This is a genomic window from Pedobacter miscanthi (assembly GCF_032678605.1).
In the GTDB taxonomy this organism is placed as follows: Bacteria; Bacteroidota; Bacteroidia; order Sphingobacteriales; family Sphingobacteriaceae; genus Pedobacter; species Pedobacter miscanthi_A.
In genome coordinates this window covers 180,555-197,162 of sequence record NZ_JAVTSU010000001.1, presented here as the reverse complement: position 1 = coordinate 197,162, position 16,608 = coordinate 180,555, and the positions used below count along the sequence as shown (strand labels likewise).

General features: G+C 39.6%; 12 protein-coding genes. 8 read left to right on the top strand and 4 right to left on the bottom strand.

The genetic code is table 11. The features are described 5' to 3' along the window. Positions 1 to 5: 5 nt before the first annotated feature. The 3 genes from R2R28_RS00740 to R2R28_RS00730 form a co-directional block, all read right to left on the bottom strand. Positions 6 to 1,034 (bottom strand): quinone-dependent dihydroorotate dehydrogenase, encoded by a 1,029-nt coding sequence (locus R2R28_RS00740; RefSeq protein ID WP_316823788.1) that lies wholly within the window; start codon positions 1,032 to 1,034, stop codon positions 6 to 8. A 266-nt stretch (positions 1,035 to 1,300) separates the two neighbouring features. Continuing rightward, entirely contained in the window at positions 1,301 to 1,951 is a 651-nt protein-coding gene (locus tag R2R28_RS00735; RefSeq protein WP_316823787.1) for an NAD(P)-dependent oxidoreductase, read from the bottom strand. 69 nt (positions 1,952 to 2,020) lie between these two features. Beyond that, entirely contained in the window at positions 2,021 to 2,431 is a 411-nt protein-coding gene (locus tag R2R28_RS00730) for an Rrf2 family transcriptional regulator (RefSeq protein WP_316823786.1), read from the bottom strand. Positions 2,432 to 2,709: 278 nt separating this feature from the next. Between R2R28_RS00730 and R2R28_RS00725 the strand changes: the two genes are divergently transcribed. The 6 genes from R2R28_RS00725 to R2R28_RS00700 all read left to right on the top strand — a co-directional run bounded on the left by R2R28_RS00725 (position 2,710) and on the right by R2R28_RS00700 (position 10,854). Beyond that, complete coding sequence (locus tag R2R28_RS00725; RefSeq protein ID WP_316823785.1) at positions 2,710 to 4,617, top strand: ABC-F family ATP-binding cassette domain-containing protein; 1,908 nt, start codon at positions 2,710 to 2,712, stop codon at positions 4,615 to 4,617. Between the two features lie 532 nt (positions 4,618 to 5,149). Beyond that, positions 5,150 to 6,427 (top strand): DUF5103 domain-containing protein, encoded by a 1,278-nt coding sequence (locus R2R28_RS00720; RefSeq protein WP_316823784.1) that lies wholly within the window; start codon positions 5,150 to 5,152, stop codon positions 6,425 to 6,427. A gap of 169 nt (positions 6,428 to 6,596) precedes the next feature. After that, positions 6,597 to 7,562, top strand: a complete 966-nt coding sequence (locus tag R2R28_RS00715; protein ID WP_316823783.1) for a formylglycine-generating enzyme family protein — start codon at positions 6,597 to 6,599, stop codon at positions 7,560 to 7,562. A 20-nt stretch (positions 7,563 to 7,582) separates the two neighbouring features. Further along, positions 7,583 to 8,902, top strand: coding sequence for a Gfo/Idh/MocA family oxidoreductase (locus tag R2R28_RS00710; RefSeq protein WP_316823782.1), 1,320 nt, complete (start codon positions 7,583 to 7,585; stop codon positions 8,900 to 8,902). Between the two features lie 9 nt (positions 8,903 to 8,911). Next, positions 8,912 to 9,931, top strand: a complete 1,020-nt coding sequence (locus R2R28_RS00705) for an FAD:protein FMN transferase (RefSeq protein ID WP_316823781.1) — start codon at positions 8,912 to 8,914, stop codon at positions 9,929 to 9,931. Then, positions 9,928 to 10,854, top strand: a complete 927-nt coding sequence (locus R2R28_RS00700) for a hydroxypyruvate isomerase family protein (RefSeq protein WP_316823780.1) — start codon at positions 9,928 to 9,930, stop codon at positions 10,852 to 10,854. Before R2R28_RS00705 ends, R2R28_RS00700 begins: the two co-directional genes overlap by 4 nt. 399 nt (positions 10,855 to 11,253) lie before the next feature. On the opposite strand, the gene R2R28_RS00695 is transcribed toward R2R28_RS00700, so the two are convergent. Further along, a complete protein-coding gene (locus tag R2R28_RS00695; protein WP_316823779.1) occupies positions 11,254 to 12,741 on the bottom strand; it encodes an alpha-amylase in 1,488 nt (495 codons plus the stop codon). A gap of 431 nt (positions 12,742 to 13,172) precedes the next feature. Between R2R28_RS00695 and R2R28_RS00690 the strand changes: the two genes are divergently transcribed. Together R2R28_RS00690 and R2R28_RS00685 are read left to right on the top strand one after the other, a co-directional pair. Next, positions 13,173 to 13,694: an acyl-CoA thioesterase gene (locus tag R2R28_RS00690; RefSeq protein WP_316823778.1), complete on the top strand. Its 522-nt coding sequence runs from the start codon at positions 13,173 to 13,175 to the stop codon at positions 13,692 to 13,694. A 68-nt stretch (positions 13,695 to 13,762) separates the two neighbouring features. Next, a complete protein-coding gene (locus tag R2R28_RS00685; protein WP_316823777.1) occupies positions 13,763 to 14,944 on the top strand; it encodes a sodium:proton antiporter in 1,182 nt (393 codons plus the stop codon). The last annotated feature ends 1,664 nt before the right edge of the window (positions 14,945 to 16,608 follow it).

Below are 16,608 nucleotides of genomic sequence, written 5' to 3'. Positions count from 1 at the left end.
ATATTTTACACCAATGCTTTACAAATGCTTTTGATCAACCCCGGTCCTTCATAGATAAAACCGGTATACAATTGCACTAATGAAGCACCTGCATCTATTTTTTCCTGAGCATCTTTTGCCGAATGGATCCCACCTACACCGATAATTGGGAAAGCTTTATTCGATTTTTCTGAAAGATAACGAATTACCTCGGTAGAGCGTTCTTTAACAGGTTTACCACTCAGTCCGCCAGTTTCACCGGTCAAATCTTTTTCAGTAGCCAGATTTTCCCTGCTAATGGTAGTATTGGTAGCGATAATGCCTGCAATTTTAGTTTCTGCTACAATTTCAATAATATCATCTAATTGTGCATCAGTTAAATCGGGTGCAATCTTTAATAAAATCGGGCGTGAAATGTCGTTTTTACGATTGCGTTGCTGTAAGGTATTAAGGATCTTTTTAAGTGGCTCTTTTTCCTGCAGTTCGCGTAAACCCGGGGTATTGGGCGAACTTACATTTACCACAAAATAATCTACCACATCAAACAAACGATCGAAACATTTGATATAATCGCTTACCGCATCTTCGTTTGGGGTAGCCTTGTTTTTACCGATGTTTCCACCTACTACAATATCAGGATGTTTATCTTTAAGCAAACGCAAACGTTCGGCCATTACATCTACCCCTTTATTGTTAAAACCCATCCGGTTAATCAGGGCTTCATCATTAGGCAAGCGGAACATGCGGGGTTTATCATTGCCAGGCTGAGGCATAGGTGTTACCGTACCCACTTCGATAAAACCAAAGCCTAAATTACTCAAAGGCTCTACATATTCACCGTTTTTATCAAAGCCGGCAGCCAAACCAACAGGATTTCTGAATTTTATTCCAAAAACTTCCCGTTCTAAACCTTTAATATGAACATCAAAGCTGCTCCTGATAATGGTTTTACCCAAAGGAAACTTATCATTAAACCATTTTAACCGTTTTACTACAAAATAATGTACGTTTTCAGGGTCAAACTTGAAGAATAGTGGTTTAATAAGGCGATACATGCCACGAAGATAAGAACTTAATGCTAATTATGGAAAAAAGGTTCTTAGTTCAATGGTCATTAGTATAAATGGTAAATCACAGGCCTTGATGGATGTTGTGGTGTTGTTATCTATCTTCAAATGTAGATGATGGTTCATAGTTAATAGTTTGATCGCCATATGGAATAACCCGACGCACTATTAACCATGAGCCATTAAAACATCAACCTTTAGGCTATTAGTCCCTGATCATCAACCATGAGCCAATGATTAATGAACAAACCTCTCTAATAAGCTGCCGTAAACTGCTCCTGGTGATGTGCATTATTCTCCAACTCATCGGCAATTACGATTGCTAAATCTTCTACCGATAAAATAGAACGACCTTCTTCGTTAAAAACAGGACTGGTTTTACCTAAACGATATTTCCCTGTTCTACCGGTGGTAATCCCCTGGTGCATTTCAATTGCCGGACTAAAAAACAACCAATCTAACTCGGTTTCGTGTTTTAAGGTATTAAAGTAATCTCTTACTGCAGTTGCCCCTGGCTTATATTCTGCCGGAAAATTTGGTCCATCCACGATTTGGTGTCCATCAATCTGTAAAGTACCTGCCCCACCGATAAAAATATAACGTTTAATACCTGCAGTTTTTACAGCTTTCTGTATGGCTTCTGCACCCTGCACGGTATCATTGTATAAGTTAGGATTGGTCCAACCGGCATTAAATGCACTTACTACCGCATCAGCTCCTTTTAAAGCCCCAGCCAGTTTTTCTGTATCCAAAACATCAGCTGCAACTTTATTTACTTTGGCATCACTATTTTCAATTTTGGCGGTATCACGCGCAATGGCGGTTACTTCGTTGCCACGACTTACCAATTCGTTTAAAATGGCTTTACCTACAAAACCTGATGCTCCGATTAATGCTACTTTCATGTTATTTAATTTTTAGTTTAATATTTTTTTAATTGTAATATTTTTTGTTACAGTTTTTGATAAAAAATTTTATTTAAACTTTAATGCAAAATCTGCCAGTGTCTGTTTCGATAAACTTGCGATCAAAGCATTTTCGGCGTCGTTATACAGCGAATCTAAATGTTGATTGATCTGCCTTCCGATCGGACATTTCGGATTAGGTTCATTTTTACTTTGCCCCAATACATTGCTGCTTCTAACCGCCTGATAAACTTCCCCTAAATTAATATCCGAAGCATTTTTAGCCAGAAATGAACCTCCCCCTTTACCTTCTTTGCTTTCCACAAAACCATGTTTGCGTAAATTCATAATTTCCTTACGCACCAAAACAGGATTAATATTAATGCTTCCAGATAGGTATTCCGAACTCACCACAGCACCTTTCGCCTCATTTAGCAAGGTTAGAATATGTAAAGAGATAGGAAACCGGCTGTTGCTCATTCTGTAATTATTTTTATTACAGTACAAAGGTAGCAAGGTTTTGTTGAAATCAAAATTTATTTTGTAACCAACGATTAATTTATGTGCTGCGCTAATCAGTGAAATCTGCTGGAAACACATCACCAATATATCGCTGCAAGATTAAGAAGATCTAAACCTATTTACAGACTGGCAAATAACAACAAAAAGATTCTTCACTGGGTTCAGAATGACAAGGTTTTCCGTATTTAAGTTTCCATCTAAAAAAAGCCTTTAAATTTCGTACTTTTGCAGCCGAAATGATTTCAATAAATAATTTAACATTCCTGATTGGCTCAAGGGCCTTGTACGATGACGCGAACTGGCACATTAAACCTGGCGACAGAGCTGGTTTAATCGGTGCCAACGGGACAGGAAAATCAACACTTTTAAAAATAATTGTAGGCGAATATGCCCCGAGTTCGGGTACGGTTTCGATGTCGAAAGACCTTAAAATCGGTTACCTAAACCAGGATTTACTTTCTTACGATTCGCACCATAGCATTTTGCATGTGGCCATGGAAGCTTTTGAGCGCCAGAACCAATTGCACGATGAAATTGAAGAGCTGCTTAAAAAAATCGAAACCGATTATAGCGAGGAGGTTTTACATAAGCTAAGCGATAAACAACAGGAATTTGAAGCTTTGGATGGTTATAACATCGAATACAGGGCAAACGAAATTCTGGCTGGTTTAGGTTTTAGCACCGCAGATCAGTTACGTCCGTTAAATACCTTTTCTGGAGGTTGGCGTATGCGGGTAATGCTCGCCAAAATCTTATTGCAAACGCCAGATATCCTTTTACTGGATGAGCCTACCAACCACATGGATTTACCCTCTATTAAATGGCTGGAAAATTATTTAATGGGTTTTGAAGGCGCTATTGTAATTGTATCACACGATAGGTATTTTCTGGATAAAATTGTAAACCGTACGGTAGAATCGCGTAAAGGCAAGTTAACGGTTTATGCCGGCAACTATAGTTTTTATGTAGAGGAAAAAGCATTACGCGGCGAGATCCAAAAAGGTGAATTTAAAAACCAGCAGGCTAAAATCAAACAGGAAGAGCGTTTAATTGAACGTTTTAAAGCTAAAGCGAGTAAAGCCAAAATGGCACAATCGCGGATGAAAGCCCTGGATAAAATGGAACGTGTTGATGATGTGGACGACGATAATCCAACCGTAAATTTTGCATTTAAATTCTCTAAACCATCAGGCAGGCACGTGGTGCGTATAGAACATGCCAACAAAAGCTATCCAAATGTCCATATTTTAGATGATGCCGAAGGTGTAATCGAAAAAGGCGATAAAATTGCATTAATTGGTGCAAATGGTAAAGGTAAATCTACCCTATTAAGGATGATTGCCGGCACCGAAAAATTTGAAGGCTTTTGCGAAACTGGTCATAATGTAACCACCACTTTCTTTGCTCAGCACCAGTTAGAGTCGTTACACCTTGAAAATTCTATTTTAGAGGAGCTTCAGGCCTTTGCCCCAAAACATAGTGATACCGAATTGCGTGGTATTTTAGGCTGTTTCCTGTTTACGGGTGATGATGTTTTCAAAAAAATCAAGGTGCTTTCAGGAGGGGAGAAATCTCGTGTGGCACTGGCTAAATCTTTAACAACAGATTCTAACTTCCTGATTCTGGATGAGCCTACCAACCACCTGGATATTCAATCGGTTAACATCCTGATCCAGGCTTTAGATCAATTTGAAGGTACTTTTATTGCCGTATCACACGATAGGTATTTCCTTGATAATGTGGCAAACAAAATCTGGTTTATTGAAGGTGGAAAAATTAAACAATACCCCGGCACTTATGCAGAATACGAAGAGTGGAACAGCAAAAGGATTATTCCTGCAGCTAAACCTATTCCGGTTAAAATGCCAGAAGTTAAAAAAGAGGCTCCTAAACCTGTTTCGCCCAATGCGACAAACCAGTTAAAAAAACTGAACGACGAATTGCAAAAAACAGAAAAACTGATTACTGAGCTGGAGCAAAAAGTTAAAGATATTGAAGCAGAACTGGCAGATGAAAACGTTTACAGCAAAGCAGATAAACTGGCCGAAACCAATAAACGTTATTTAACAACTAAAGCTGATTTAGATAACAGTCAGGAAAAATGGGAAAGTTTAGCTGCCGAAATTATGGAGTTGGAAGGTTAGTTTAACCAGAAATCAAAATAGATATATAGCCGTCCCGATGTAAAATCGGGACGGCTTGTTTTTGCAATGAATATTTTTGCCACGGAAACACAGATTAACACAGATAAAGGCGAAAATGTAAAAGGAAATCCCTCGCTCCTTCCTACTGGCTTTGTCAATCCTGAGGGAGAATATATTTCATAAAAATCGATATAAATGACAGTGACTTTTTTTAATTAATAGTCTTAGAGGGGTCGTTATTGCTGAAGGCTTTTTCAGCCGACAGCCTGCCCCGATTTCGGGGAAGCAATCTTACAACTATCGCTACTAGCGTGCGCATTAAGATTGCTTCGTGCCTCGCAATGACGACCCTTTTTATTTAAATCTGTCTATGTTAATCCGCGCATCCGTGGCAATTATTTCCTTCTTAGACAGATCCCTCCGCTACGGTCGGGATGACGATACGCTGCAAATTTTCCGTGCTAATCCGTGCATCTGTGGCTAAACTTAACAACAGACTTTGCCACTTCCCAATAAAACTTTACTTTTAACCATGCAGAAAATATTAATTCCGGTTTTATTTTTCATCTCCACATTCGCTTTTGCGCAAAACGATACTAAGTTTACCAACGAGAATAAAATTTATCTTCCAAACATTAAAACTGTGCTTTGCTACAACAGCAATAAAGAACAAAGCATACCGGTAATTATGCTCAACTCATCAGAAACCATAACTTTTTCTTTTGACGACCTGCTAGCCGGAACACAAAACTATTGGTACACCATTGAACACTGTAATGCAGAATGGCAGCCGTCGCAGATTTCGAGCATTGATTATTTAGGGAGTTTTAACGACGATCGTATTCTCAATTACCGGTATTCATCAAACACCACCCGGAAATATACACATTACGAAGTCAGCTTGCCCAACACGCAAATTCAACCGAAAATTGGCGGTAATTATGTTTTAAAAGTCTATTTAGATGGCGACAAAAACAAGCCCGTTATTTCACAGCGTTTTTATGTGCTCGATAGCCAGGTAGCCATTGCAGCAGAGGTAACCAACTCCTTACAGGTAGAGAACAGGAATTACAAACAAAAGATCAACTTTACCATTAACCACGCTTTCCCGATCCAAAACCCCTATCAGGATTTAAAGGCTGTGGTGATGCAGAATTTCAATGCAAATACCAGTCAGGTGAATACGAAACCCTCTTTTGTCAGGCCAAATCAACTGGTTTATAACGACCTCAATACCAACGATTTTTGGGGCGATAATGAATTCAGGAAATTTGATACCCGCAGTTTAAGGTATAAAGCCGATAATGTTAAAGATATTTACCGTGATAACGAATCGGTAAACGTAATGCTTTTTCAGGATGCACCAAGAACATCGGGTGCTTTTGCCAATCAGTATGATGAAAACGGAAACTTTTTTATCCGCAATACCGATGGGCGTGATGATAAAACAGAATCGGAATATATGGGTGTATTATTTACATTAAATGCCCCTGCTCCCAGTGCAAATGGAGATACTTATGTTGTTGGTCGCTTTAACAATTATACCATGAGCAATGAAAACAAACTTCTATATGATGCCAATAGAAAACAGTTTTATGGCAATATTATGCTTAAACAAGGCCTTTACGATTATGAATTTGCCTGGTTTAATAAAGATACCAAGGTAATGGAGACCAGGTTTTTTGAAGGTGCTTTCTTCCAGACTGAAAACAGTTATCAGGTTTTTGTTTATTACCGCCGTCCTGGCGCCCGCTGGGATACATTGATTGGCTTTACCAATTTAAGCAACAAGGTAACTGACAGAAGATAACCTTTTTCTGCTTTCCCGGCGATTAATTGTCAACTTGACTTTTAATATTACAATGCTTACCTTTATTGTTACAATAGTTTTCTCTTGTTTTAACTGTGGTTATTTACTTTAGTATTTCAGAAAGTAACCCGATAAATACTTAGAGAATAAGTATTTCTAACCAAAAATTATGTTTAAGAAGTTAATTGCCGCTGCATTAATCATCAGTCCCTGTGTGCAAATTTTTGCGCAAAGCCAAACCGGTTCGTACACCCAATCCATCAACGGAACCAAATTAAAATTTGATATGCAGGCCGTTCCGGCGGGTAAATTTAAAATGGGGAGCAAAACAGGTAAACCTGACGAACAACCTGTACATGAAGTAAAACTCGACGCTTTCTGGATCGGGAAACATGAAGTAACCTGGGATATTTTCGAACCTTTTCTTTACCGCGATTACGAAAAAAAAGCCAGTGAAGGTGCTATCCCACCTGAAGTGGATGCTGTAACCCGGCCTACCAAACCCTATCTCGACATGACCTTTGGCATGGGAAAAGAACACCAGCCAGCAGTAGCTATGACTCAATATAATGCCATCCAGTTTTGCAAATGGCTTTACATCCGTACTGGTGTATTTTATCGTTTACCTACAGAAGCAGAATGGGAATATGCCTGCAAAGCCGGAACTGAAACCGCTTATTCTTTTGGCAACGATGCTGCTAAATTAAATGATTATGCCTGGTATAAGGATAACAGCAATAACAAAACGCATCAGGTAGGGTTAAAAAAACCGAATGCATGGGGTTTGTTTGATATGCACGGAAATGTTAGCGAATGGACTTACGACCAGTATATCGCCGATTTTTATAACCAGGGCAAAGATAAAACCACTGAAAACCCTGTTGCAAAACCCGAAAAACTTTACCCAAATGCAGTACGCGGCGGTTCTTATGATGAAGTACCAGAAAATTTAACTTCAACTGTTAGATTGGCTTCAGATCCATCCTGGAAACAATTAGATCCGCAGATTCCGAAAAGCAATTGGTGGTTCCCTGAGGCTCCATTTGTGGGGATGCGTTTAGTACGACCGGCTAAAACGCCTTCAAAAGCAGAAATTGATGCTTATTACGACAAACAACCTATAAAAGACCTTTAAAACCACAAAAAACTAAACACATGAAAAAACCAATTAACCAACAAGATCGCCGCGATTTTTTAAAAGCAACTGCTATGCTTGCAGGTGGGGCCATGTTAAGCAGCATTCCATTGGCCGGGGCTTACGCATCAGGATCAGACACGATTAAAATAGCCTTAATTGGCTGTGGCGACCGTGGTACAGGAGCAGCTTTTCAGGCACTGAGCACTAAATTCAACATTAAACTAGTGGCGATGGCTGATGCTTTTCAGGATCGCCTGGATAGCAGTTACCAATCTTTAAATGCTAAATTTGCCGCAAAAATGGATGTTCCGAAAGAACGCCAGTTTGTAGGTTTCGATGCGTATTTAAAAGCCATTCCATTGGCCGATGTAGTATTGTTAACCACGCCTCCGGGTTTCCGTCCTATCCATTTCGAAGAAGCCGTAAAACAGAACAAACAGATTTTTATGGAAAAACCTGTTGCTGTTGATGCGCCAGGAATCAGAAAGGTGCTGGCCGCAGCTGAAGAAGCCAAGAAGAAAAAATTAAATGTTGTTGTTGGTTTACAACGTCGTTATCAAAACAATTACCGCGAATCGATGAAACGCATTAACGATGGTGCCATCGGCGATATCATGTCGGGCCAGGTATATTGGAACAGTGGCGGTGTTTGGGTTCGTCCACGCAAAGCAAACCAGACTGAAATGGAATACCAAATGCGGAACTGGTATTATTTTAACTGGTTATGCGGCGATCATATTGTAGAGCAGCATGTACACAATATCGATATAGCCAACTGGATCAAAAACGGGCACCCGGTATCGGTACAGGGAACGGGCAGCCGTGCCTGGAGAACGGGTAAAGATTATGGCGAAATTTATGATAACCACTCCATCGAATTAACTTATGCCGATGGTGCGGTAATTAACAGCCAGTGCAGGCATTTTGAAGGCATCAGCAACCGTGTAGATGAATCTTTCCAGGGTACAAAAGGTAAAATCTACCTTTCAGGAAGCAACCAGGCCATTATGAAAGATTATAAAGGCAAGGAACTTTATAACCACAATACCAAAGGAAACGCCAATCCTTACCAAACTGAACACGACGAATTGTTCGATGCGGTTTCTAAGGGCGAGTATAGATTTAGCAATGTAGATTATGCGGCAACGAGTACGTTTTCTGCCATTATTGGCCGTTACGCCACTTACTCTGGCCAAACCATTAAATGGGATGAAGCATTGGCAGCCAATAACAGTTTGTTACCTGAGCGTTTTGCATGGGACGCCAATCCACGCTTAATGCCTGATGCGAATGGTTTATACCCTATCGCCATGCCCGGACAAACAAAAGTGCTTTAATTTTAAAAGATGCGTTATAGTTTTTTGTTTTTCATTTTACCCGTGATCCTGGCTTTTTCTTTTAAAAAAGAAACCAGACCATATAAGATCAGTGGTTATGCACAGGGAACCGATTATGCTATAATGTATTATGCCACCGATAGTTTGGCTACCAAACAAGGCATAGACAGTTTATTATACGAAATTGATTTATCGATGTCCCTTTACAAAAAGGGATCATTGATAAATCAGTTTAATGCAGGCGAAAAGGAGATCAAAACCGATCGTTTCATGAACGATGTGCTCAAAAGAAGTTTTGAGATCAATGCAGATACCAAAGGCATTTTCGACATCACCGTAGCACCTTTGGTTCAGGCCTGGGGCTTTGGCCCTAAGCAGGCTAAATCTGAACCAGATCCGGCTACCATCAAATCGATCCTCACCTGCGTTGGCATGAAAAACCTGAAATTAAAAGGCGGAGTGCTTTCCAAATTAAAACCTTGCGTACACATCGATTTAAATGGAATTGCCCAGGGTTACAGTGTTGATTTAATTGCAGCCTATCTGGAGCAAAAAGGAATTAAACAGTATGTGGCCGAACTGGGCGGTGAAATCAGAATTTTGGGTCCGAAACCAAATGGTGAGCCGATGAAAATCGGTATAGAAGGCCCTGATAAAGATGGAACTCCAGTCATCAGGCATATTGCGGCGATAAATTCAGGAGCCATTACCACTTCGGGTAACTACCGGAAATTTCACCAAAGCGGAAAGAAAAAAATCTCCCACCTGATCGATCCTAAAACGGGTTATCCGCTCGATAATGAAATGATTAGTGTTACGGTTTATGCGAACGATGCCATTACCGCCGATGGTTACGACAATGCCCTAATGGCCATGCACCTTAAAGATGCCATGGCTTTTGTAGAAGGCCGAAAAAACCTGGAAGCTTATTTTGTGTACCACCAAAAAGATGGCAAAGTAGCCGATACTTTAACCACAGGATTTAAAAAGTTAATTACGCCCTTATATCAGTTAAAACCAAACCGATGAAAAGAAGTGAATTTATACGAAATAGCCTGCTTACTGCCGGTGCCATTACCACAGGAGCAGGTTTTACCAAAACTTTTGCAGCAGAAAAGCCAAATACGTTATTAAGCGACAAAACTTTCAACCTTGATTACGCTCCACACCAGGGCATGTTCCAAAATCATGCAGGCAAAAGTTTTTTAGATCAGATCCAGTTTATGTACGATAAAGGTTTCCGCTCTATTGAAGATAATGGCTACCTCGGCCGCCCGGTTGAGGAACAGGAAAAAATTGGCAATTTACTGGCTAAACTGGGCATGCGCATGGGTGTGTTTGTGGTAGATGGCGGCGATAACTGGAAAACCTCATTAACCACAGGCAAAAAAGAGTTTAAAGATAAATTTATCGAAACCTGTAAAAAGTCGGTAGAAGCTGCAAAACGTTGTAACGCCAAATGGCTTACGGTGGTTCCTGGTTTTTACGAACGAAATTTACCTTACGGCAACCAGTTTGCCAATGTAATAGACGCCATGCGTGCAGGTGCAGAAATTTTCGAACCACATGGATTAATTATGGTACTGGAAACTTTGAGCGATACACCAGAGCTTTTCCTGCAGAAAACAAATGAAACCTATGCGGTTTGCAAAGCGGTTAAAAGTCCATCCTGCAAAATCCTTTACGATATTTACCATATGCAACGTACCGAAGGCGATTTAATTAAAACCATCGATCGCTGCTGGGATGAAATTGCATACATCCAGATTGGTGATAACCCGGGCCGAAAAGAACCATCCACAGGCGAAATCAATTATAAAAACCTGTTTAAACATTTACATCAAAAGGGTTATAAAGGCGTTATGGGTATGGAACATGGCAATTCGAAAAGTGGTAAAGAGGGCGAACTGGCTGTTATTTCGGCTTATAGGGCTGAAGATAATTTTTTGTAGGCAGTAAAATATTCCGTGGTCTGTGTCCTCACAAACCACCGATATAATCTGTCATTCTGAACGCAGTGAAGAATCCCAGGCAGAAGAACCACCAATCTCGGCATCTTACAAGCCTGTTACGTTAAGTCTACTCAAAAAAGATCCTTCACTGCGTTCAGGATGACAAACCCGTATTTTGTGGCTGGTGACTCACCAACATTGTTATGTTTTAGGCTAGGCGCGTATAAATTAACCACAGATAAAAACGATGCACACAGCTACTTAGCCGTTCAGGCGGGGATACGGAAATCCGTGTTTATCCCCACCTGACCAGTCGGACAGGTGTGTGCATCTGTAGCTATTTTTTTTGGGATTACGAACAAATGGTCTGTGGGGACACAGACCATGGGATTAACAACCCTACCCCACTTTCAAAACCCATACCGATACATTGCCCGCATTACAATGAAACTCTGCCCAGCCATTTTCATCAATCACAACTTCCTGCGTTCTATGTCCTAATGCATCAATAAATGTTTTTCCGGCGAAATGTTTACCGATTTCCATTTCTTTATAACCTTCTTCACCTGTACTTAATAATACCGCAAGTCCGCTATTTTCATGTGCATCATCCCCTTCCCTTGTCCAGCCCACGCAATTGCCGTGATCAAAGTAATCACGTTGTTCTCCATAAGCTAAAGCTGTACGGATTTTACTCATGCTTTTTACCGCCTCAATAGCAACCAATTCTACATGCACTTCATTACCTTCTTTATCTTTATCATCGTAAATGCCCCCGTATAAATCAGGAAAGAACAAACAAGGAATACCTTGCAGGCGCAATAAAATCATGGAATAAGCCAAAGGCCTGAACCAAAAACCGACATAAGATTCTAATGCCTGCAAAGGTTGAGAATCGTGGTTATCAACAAAAGTAACGGCCAGTTCGGGCTTCACCTGTACCAAAGTATCATTAAAAATAGTCCGCATATCAAAACTTTCATCCTTACTGGCCACAAAAAAATTATGGTGTAAAAGCGAGTCAAAAATCTGGGTACGCCCGCCCGTAAGCTCAATGTATTCCAGTTGTCCTGCTATATCTACCACATTCCAGTCTTCCGCAACAATAAAAAACTCACGGTTAAATTTCTGGTTCAAATGGTCAATCCATTCAATAATAAAATGCGGATTAATGTGTTTTACCGCATCCAACCTAAAACCGTCTACTTTAGTGGTTTCTACAATCCATTCACCCCAATACTTCAGCTCCTCCACTACCGCACGGTTACGGTAATCAATATCGTTAAACATCAGGTAATCATAATTGCCCAGCTCTGTTGAGGGAACTTCTTCAAAACCTTCGCCCACATCATTCTGGATGGAATAAATGCCTGTTTGTTTAAGGTCTTCAGCCCAATCTACCCCACTGAAACAATTGTGATCCCATATAAATTCTGAATACTTGCCTTTTCGGCCCGGAAAAGTAAATTTCGTCCAGGCTTCTATTTCAAAAACATCACTGGTAAATTCATTTCTGTTATCAGGATTTACCGTTCGCACTTTAACCTTTTCCAGTTCATCGCCACTAGCCTTATGGTTAAAAACGACATCAGCGAAAGCGTTAATGCCATTTTCGTGGAGGGCATCAATGGCTTTAATATATTCATCTTTAGAACCATATTTGGTATTTACGTCCCCTTTTTGGTCGAACTCGCCCAAATCGAACAGATCGTAAGTAGCATAGCCCACATCATAAGCAGCATTGTTAGCTTTATATGCAGGTGGCAACCAAACAGCTGTAACCCCTATTTCTTTTAAATGGGTAGCCTCGGCAGCTACTTTTGTCCACAAATTTTGTTCTTCGTTATAATACCAATGAAAAAATTGGATCAGTGTTTGGTTTTGCATTAATTCGATTTTTTAAGATAACAGGATATGGATTGAATTGTTTTTCCTGTACCGGGTGCTTATTTTATTGATTACATTGAAACTATAATCGATGCACATCATTTTCATTGTGTTCAATACTTCGCTCAAATTTTATAGAAAAACCTTTATTAAAGTGGCTAACTACATCAGCAACCACAGATTTTGGTGAATTAAACCTGATAGGAATGATATTTCGCTCAACTCACCATAAATTAAGCACTAACATTAACGAAATTTAATGGATAGCAGGACTGCTGTTACAGAAGAACTACTGCTTATCGTTTCCAAAAAAAAACAATAAACTATTTTAGGTTTTAGAAAAGCAATTGTGGTATTCATATTAGCCGGAAATTGTCCGGAATCTATTTAAAGTACGATTTGACAGACATTTTTGTTACTTTTGCGATGAAATGAGCTTAAAAAAGAAATTTGCAAGAGAAAGTTTTACCATCATGAATGAGTTGGTACTGCCAAATGATACCAACACTTTAAATAACCTGATGGGCGGCCGTTTGCTCCACTGGATGGATATTGCTGCTGCTATTTCTGCTCAAAAACACTGTAACCGCATTGTAGTTACGGCTTCGGTTGATAATGTATCGTTTAAACACCCTATTAAATTAGGCGATGTAATTACCATTGAGGCAAAAGTAACCAGGGCTTTTAATACCTCTGTGGAAGTACGTTTGGATGTTTGGGCAGAAAATATCCCCAGTGGTGCCCGCCAGAAAAGCAATGAAGCATATTATACTTTTGTTGCGGTTGATCAGAGCGCCCGTACCATCCCGGTTCCGGAAGTAATGCCTGAAACAGCAGCAGAAATTGACTTATTTGATGGAGCCTTACGCCGCAGGCAACTGCGCCTGGTTTTAGGCGGAAAAATGAGTCCGGATGATGCCAGTGAGTTAAAGGCGCTTTTCTTTAAAGCATAATTTTTACACTAAATTACTTCTTGCTTAGCTTGATTGTTTTATTTTAGCAGCTTACCTTACGCTAAAATATGACAACTTATACCATTCTTATTATTTTAAGCGGATTAGTTATTTTTTCTTATCTGTTTGATTTAGTGGCGAGTAAAACCAAAGTACCATCGGTTTTATTGTTGCTTTTACTGGGTATTGGTTTACGTTTCCTGGTCGATTATCTTAAAATACAGACTTTTAACTTTCTTTCTATCCTGCCAACCCTGGGAACAGTTGGTTTGATTCTGATTGTGTTTGAAGGCTCCCTTGAGCTTAAGTACGACCAGCATAAAAACAAAATTATCCGCAGCGCTTTTTTATCTGCCTTAACTATTTTACTGGGTACCATCAGTGTAATTACCACTATTATTTACCAGATTACCCATCACGATTTATATACCTGCATTGCAAACGCCATTCCCTTCAGCGTAATCAGTTCGGCCATTGCCATACCATCAGCAGCGGCCTTAAACAACACGGATAAAGAATTTGTGATTTATGAATCTTCTTTTTCGGATATCCTGGGAATTATCATTTTCAATTTTGCCATTACCAATCCTTCGGTCAATACTTCTGCATTTATCGGACTGGGTTTAAGTACCTTCCTCATTCTTTTGCTATCGGCCATTGCCTGCGTGGTGTTGTTATACATTATGGGGCGCCTGGTACACCATATTAAATTCTTTCTCATTATTGCCATACTCATCCTGGTTTATGCCATCGGCCAGTCTTATCACCTATCTTCGCTGGTGCTGATTTTAAGTACGGGCTTATTCCTGAACAATGCCGATACGATACGGAACGTTTGGTTCAGAAGCATCTTTTTGTACAAAAATTTAACGGCCGATTTATCCCAGCTTTACCAGCTATCGGCAGAAAGCGCCTTTATTCTGCGGACATTTTTCTTTGTTATTTTCGGTTTTACAATGAATATAGGCGAACTGAATAATAAAATTGTACTGGCGAATGGTTTTTTTATTTTGGTATCGATATACCTGATCAGGATCCTCTTCCTCAAAATATTCAAAAAGGAAAACTTAAGTCCGATTTTATACATCGCACCACGTGGACTGATCAGCATTTTGCTTTACTTTAACCTGCCCGCATCGCTAAAGATACAGGAAGTGGGTACGCCCTTTTTATTTCTGGTGGTACTGGGTTCGAGTATTGTAATGACGCTGGGGATTACCCTGAGCAAGAGAAATAGATTGGTTCAATAGTTCATTGGTTAATTGGTTAATTGTATAAACTGGTTAATCGGTTAATTGAAGTCCAACGCCAAACTTATCATTCAAAACGCAGTGAAGAATCCATAGCCTAAGCCCCACCGGCTTTGTAACCACACTCCGTAATAAAACTTTAAATAAGATCTTTCACTGCGTTCAGGATGACAATTTCTCGTATGGATAAACCTTATTAATTGCCTATAAAACCAATTAATGGACTCTGGACTGCAGACTAAGGACTTTGGACTTAAGATTGGTTAATTGTATAAACTGGTTAATCGGTTAATTGAAGTCCAACGCCAAACTTATCATTCAAAACGCAGTGAAGAATCCATAGCCTAAGCCCCACCGGCTTTAACCACACTCCGTAATAAAACTTTAAATAAGATCTTTCACTACGTTCAAGGATGACAATTTCTCGTATGGATAAACCTTATTAATTGCCTATAAAACCAATTAATAGACTCCGGACTGCAGACTAAGGACTTTGGACTTAACATTGGTTAATTGTATAAACTGGTTAATCAGCTAATTGAAGCCCAACGCCAAACTAATTTGTCATTCAAAACGCAGTTAAGAATCCATAGCCTAAGCCCCACCGGCTTTGTAACCACACTCCGTAATAAAACTTTAAATAAGATCTTTCACTGCGTTCGGGATGACAATTTCTCGTATGGATAAACTTTATTAATTGCCTATAAAACAAATTAATAGACTCTGAACTGCAGACTAAGGACTTTGGACTTAACATTGGTTAATTGTATAAACTGGTTAATCGGTTAATTGAAGTCCAACGCCAAACTTATCATTCAAAACGCAGTGAAGAATCCATAGCCTAAGCCCCACCGGCTTTAACCACACCCCGTAATAAAACTTTAAATAAGATCCTTCACTGCGTTCGGGATGACAATTTCTCGTATGGATAAACCTTATTAATTGCCTATAAAACTAATTAATAGACTCTGAACTGCAGACTAAGGACTTTGGACTTAACATTGGTTTAACGGTATAAACTGGTTAATCGGTTAATTTAAGCCCAACGCCAAACTAATTTGTCATTCAAAACGCAGTGAAGAATCCATAGCCTAAGCCCCACCGGCTTTGTAACCACACTCCGTAATAAAACTTTAAATAAGATCTTTCACTACGTTCAAGGATGACAATTTCTCGTATGGATAAACCTTATTAATTGCCTATAAAACTAATTAATAGACTCCGGACTGCAGACTAAGGACTTTGGACTTAACATTGGTTAATTGTATAAACTGGTTAATCGGTTAATTGAAGTCCAACGCCAAACTTATCATTCAAAACGCAGTGAAGAATCCATAACCTAAGCCCCACCGGCTTTGTAACCACACTCCGTAATAAAACTTTAAATAAGATCCTTCACTGCGTTCAGGATGACAATTTCTCGCATGGATAAACCTTATTCATTGCCTATAAAACTAATTAATAGACTCCGGACTGCAGACAAAGGACTTTAGACTTAACATTGGTTAATTGTATAAACTGGTTAATAGGTTAATTGAAGTCCAACGCCAAACTTATCATTCAAAACGCAGTGAAGAATCCATAACCTAAGCCCCACCGGCTTTGTAACCACACTCCGTAATAAAACTTTAAATAAGACCCTTCACTGCGTTCAAGGATGACAA

Excerpts from the sequence above, each read along its gene's own strand:
- R2R28_RS00695 (WP_316823779.1), bottom strand. The coding sequence starts at position 12,741 with ATGCAAAACCAAACACTGATCCAATTTTTTCATTGGTATTATAACGAA.
- R2R28_RS00720 (WP_316823784.1), top strand. The coding sequence starts at position 5,150 with ATGCAGAAAATATTAATTCCGGTTTTATTTTTCATCTCCACATTCGCT.
- R2R28_RS00700 (WP_316823780.1), top strand. The coding sequence starts at position 9,928 with ATGAAAAGAAGTGAATTTATACGAAATAGCCTGCTTACTGCCGGTGCC.
- R2R28_RS00735 (WP_316823787.1), bottom strand. The coding sequence starts at position 1,951 with ATGAAAGTAGCATTAATCGGAGCATCAGGTTTTGTAGGTAAAGCCATT.
- R2R28_RS00730 (WP_316823786.1), bottom strand. The coding sequence starts at position 2,431 with ATGAGCAACAGCCGGTTTCCTATCTCTTTACATATTCTAACCTTGCTA.
- R2R28_RS00690 (WP_316823778.1), top strand. The coding sequence starts at position 13,173 with ATGAGCTTAAAAAAGAAATTTGCAAGAGAAAGTTTTACCATCATGAAT.
- R2R28_RS00710 (WP_316823782.1), top strand. The coding sequence starts at position 7,583 with ATGAAAAAACCAATTAACCAACAAGATCGCCGCGATTTTTTAAAAGCA.
- R2R28_RS00715 (WP_316823783.1), top strand. The coding sequence starts at position 6,597 with ATGTTTAAGAAGTTAATTGCCGCTGCATTAATCATCAGTCCCTGTGTG.
- R2R28_RS00685 (WP_316823777.1), top strand. The coding sequence starts at position 13,763 with ATGACAACTTATACCATTCTTATTATTTTAAGCGGATTAGTTATTTTT.
- R2R28_RS00725 (WP_316823785.1), top strand. The coding sequence starts at position 2,710 with ATGATTTCAATAAATAATTTAACATTCCTGATTGGCTCAAGGGCCTTG.
- R2R28_RS00740 (WP_316823788.1), bottom strand. The coding sequence starts at position 1,034 with ATGTATCGCCTTATTAAACCACTATTCTTCAAGTTTGACCCTGAAAAC.
- R2R28_RS00705 (WP_316823781.1), top strand. The coding sequence starts at position 8,912 with ATGCGTTATAGTTTTTTGTTTTTCATTTTACCCGTGATCCTGGCTTTT.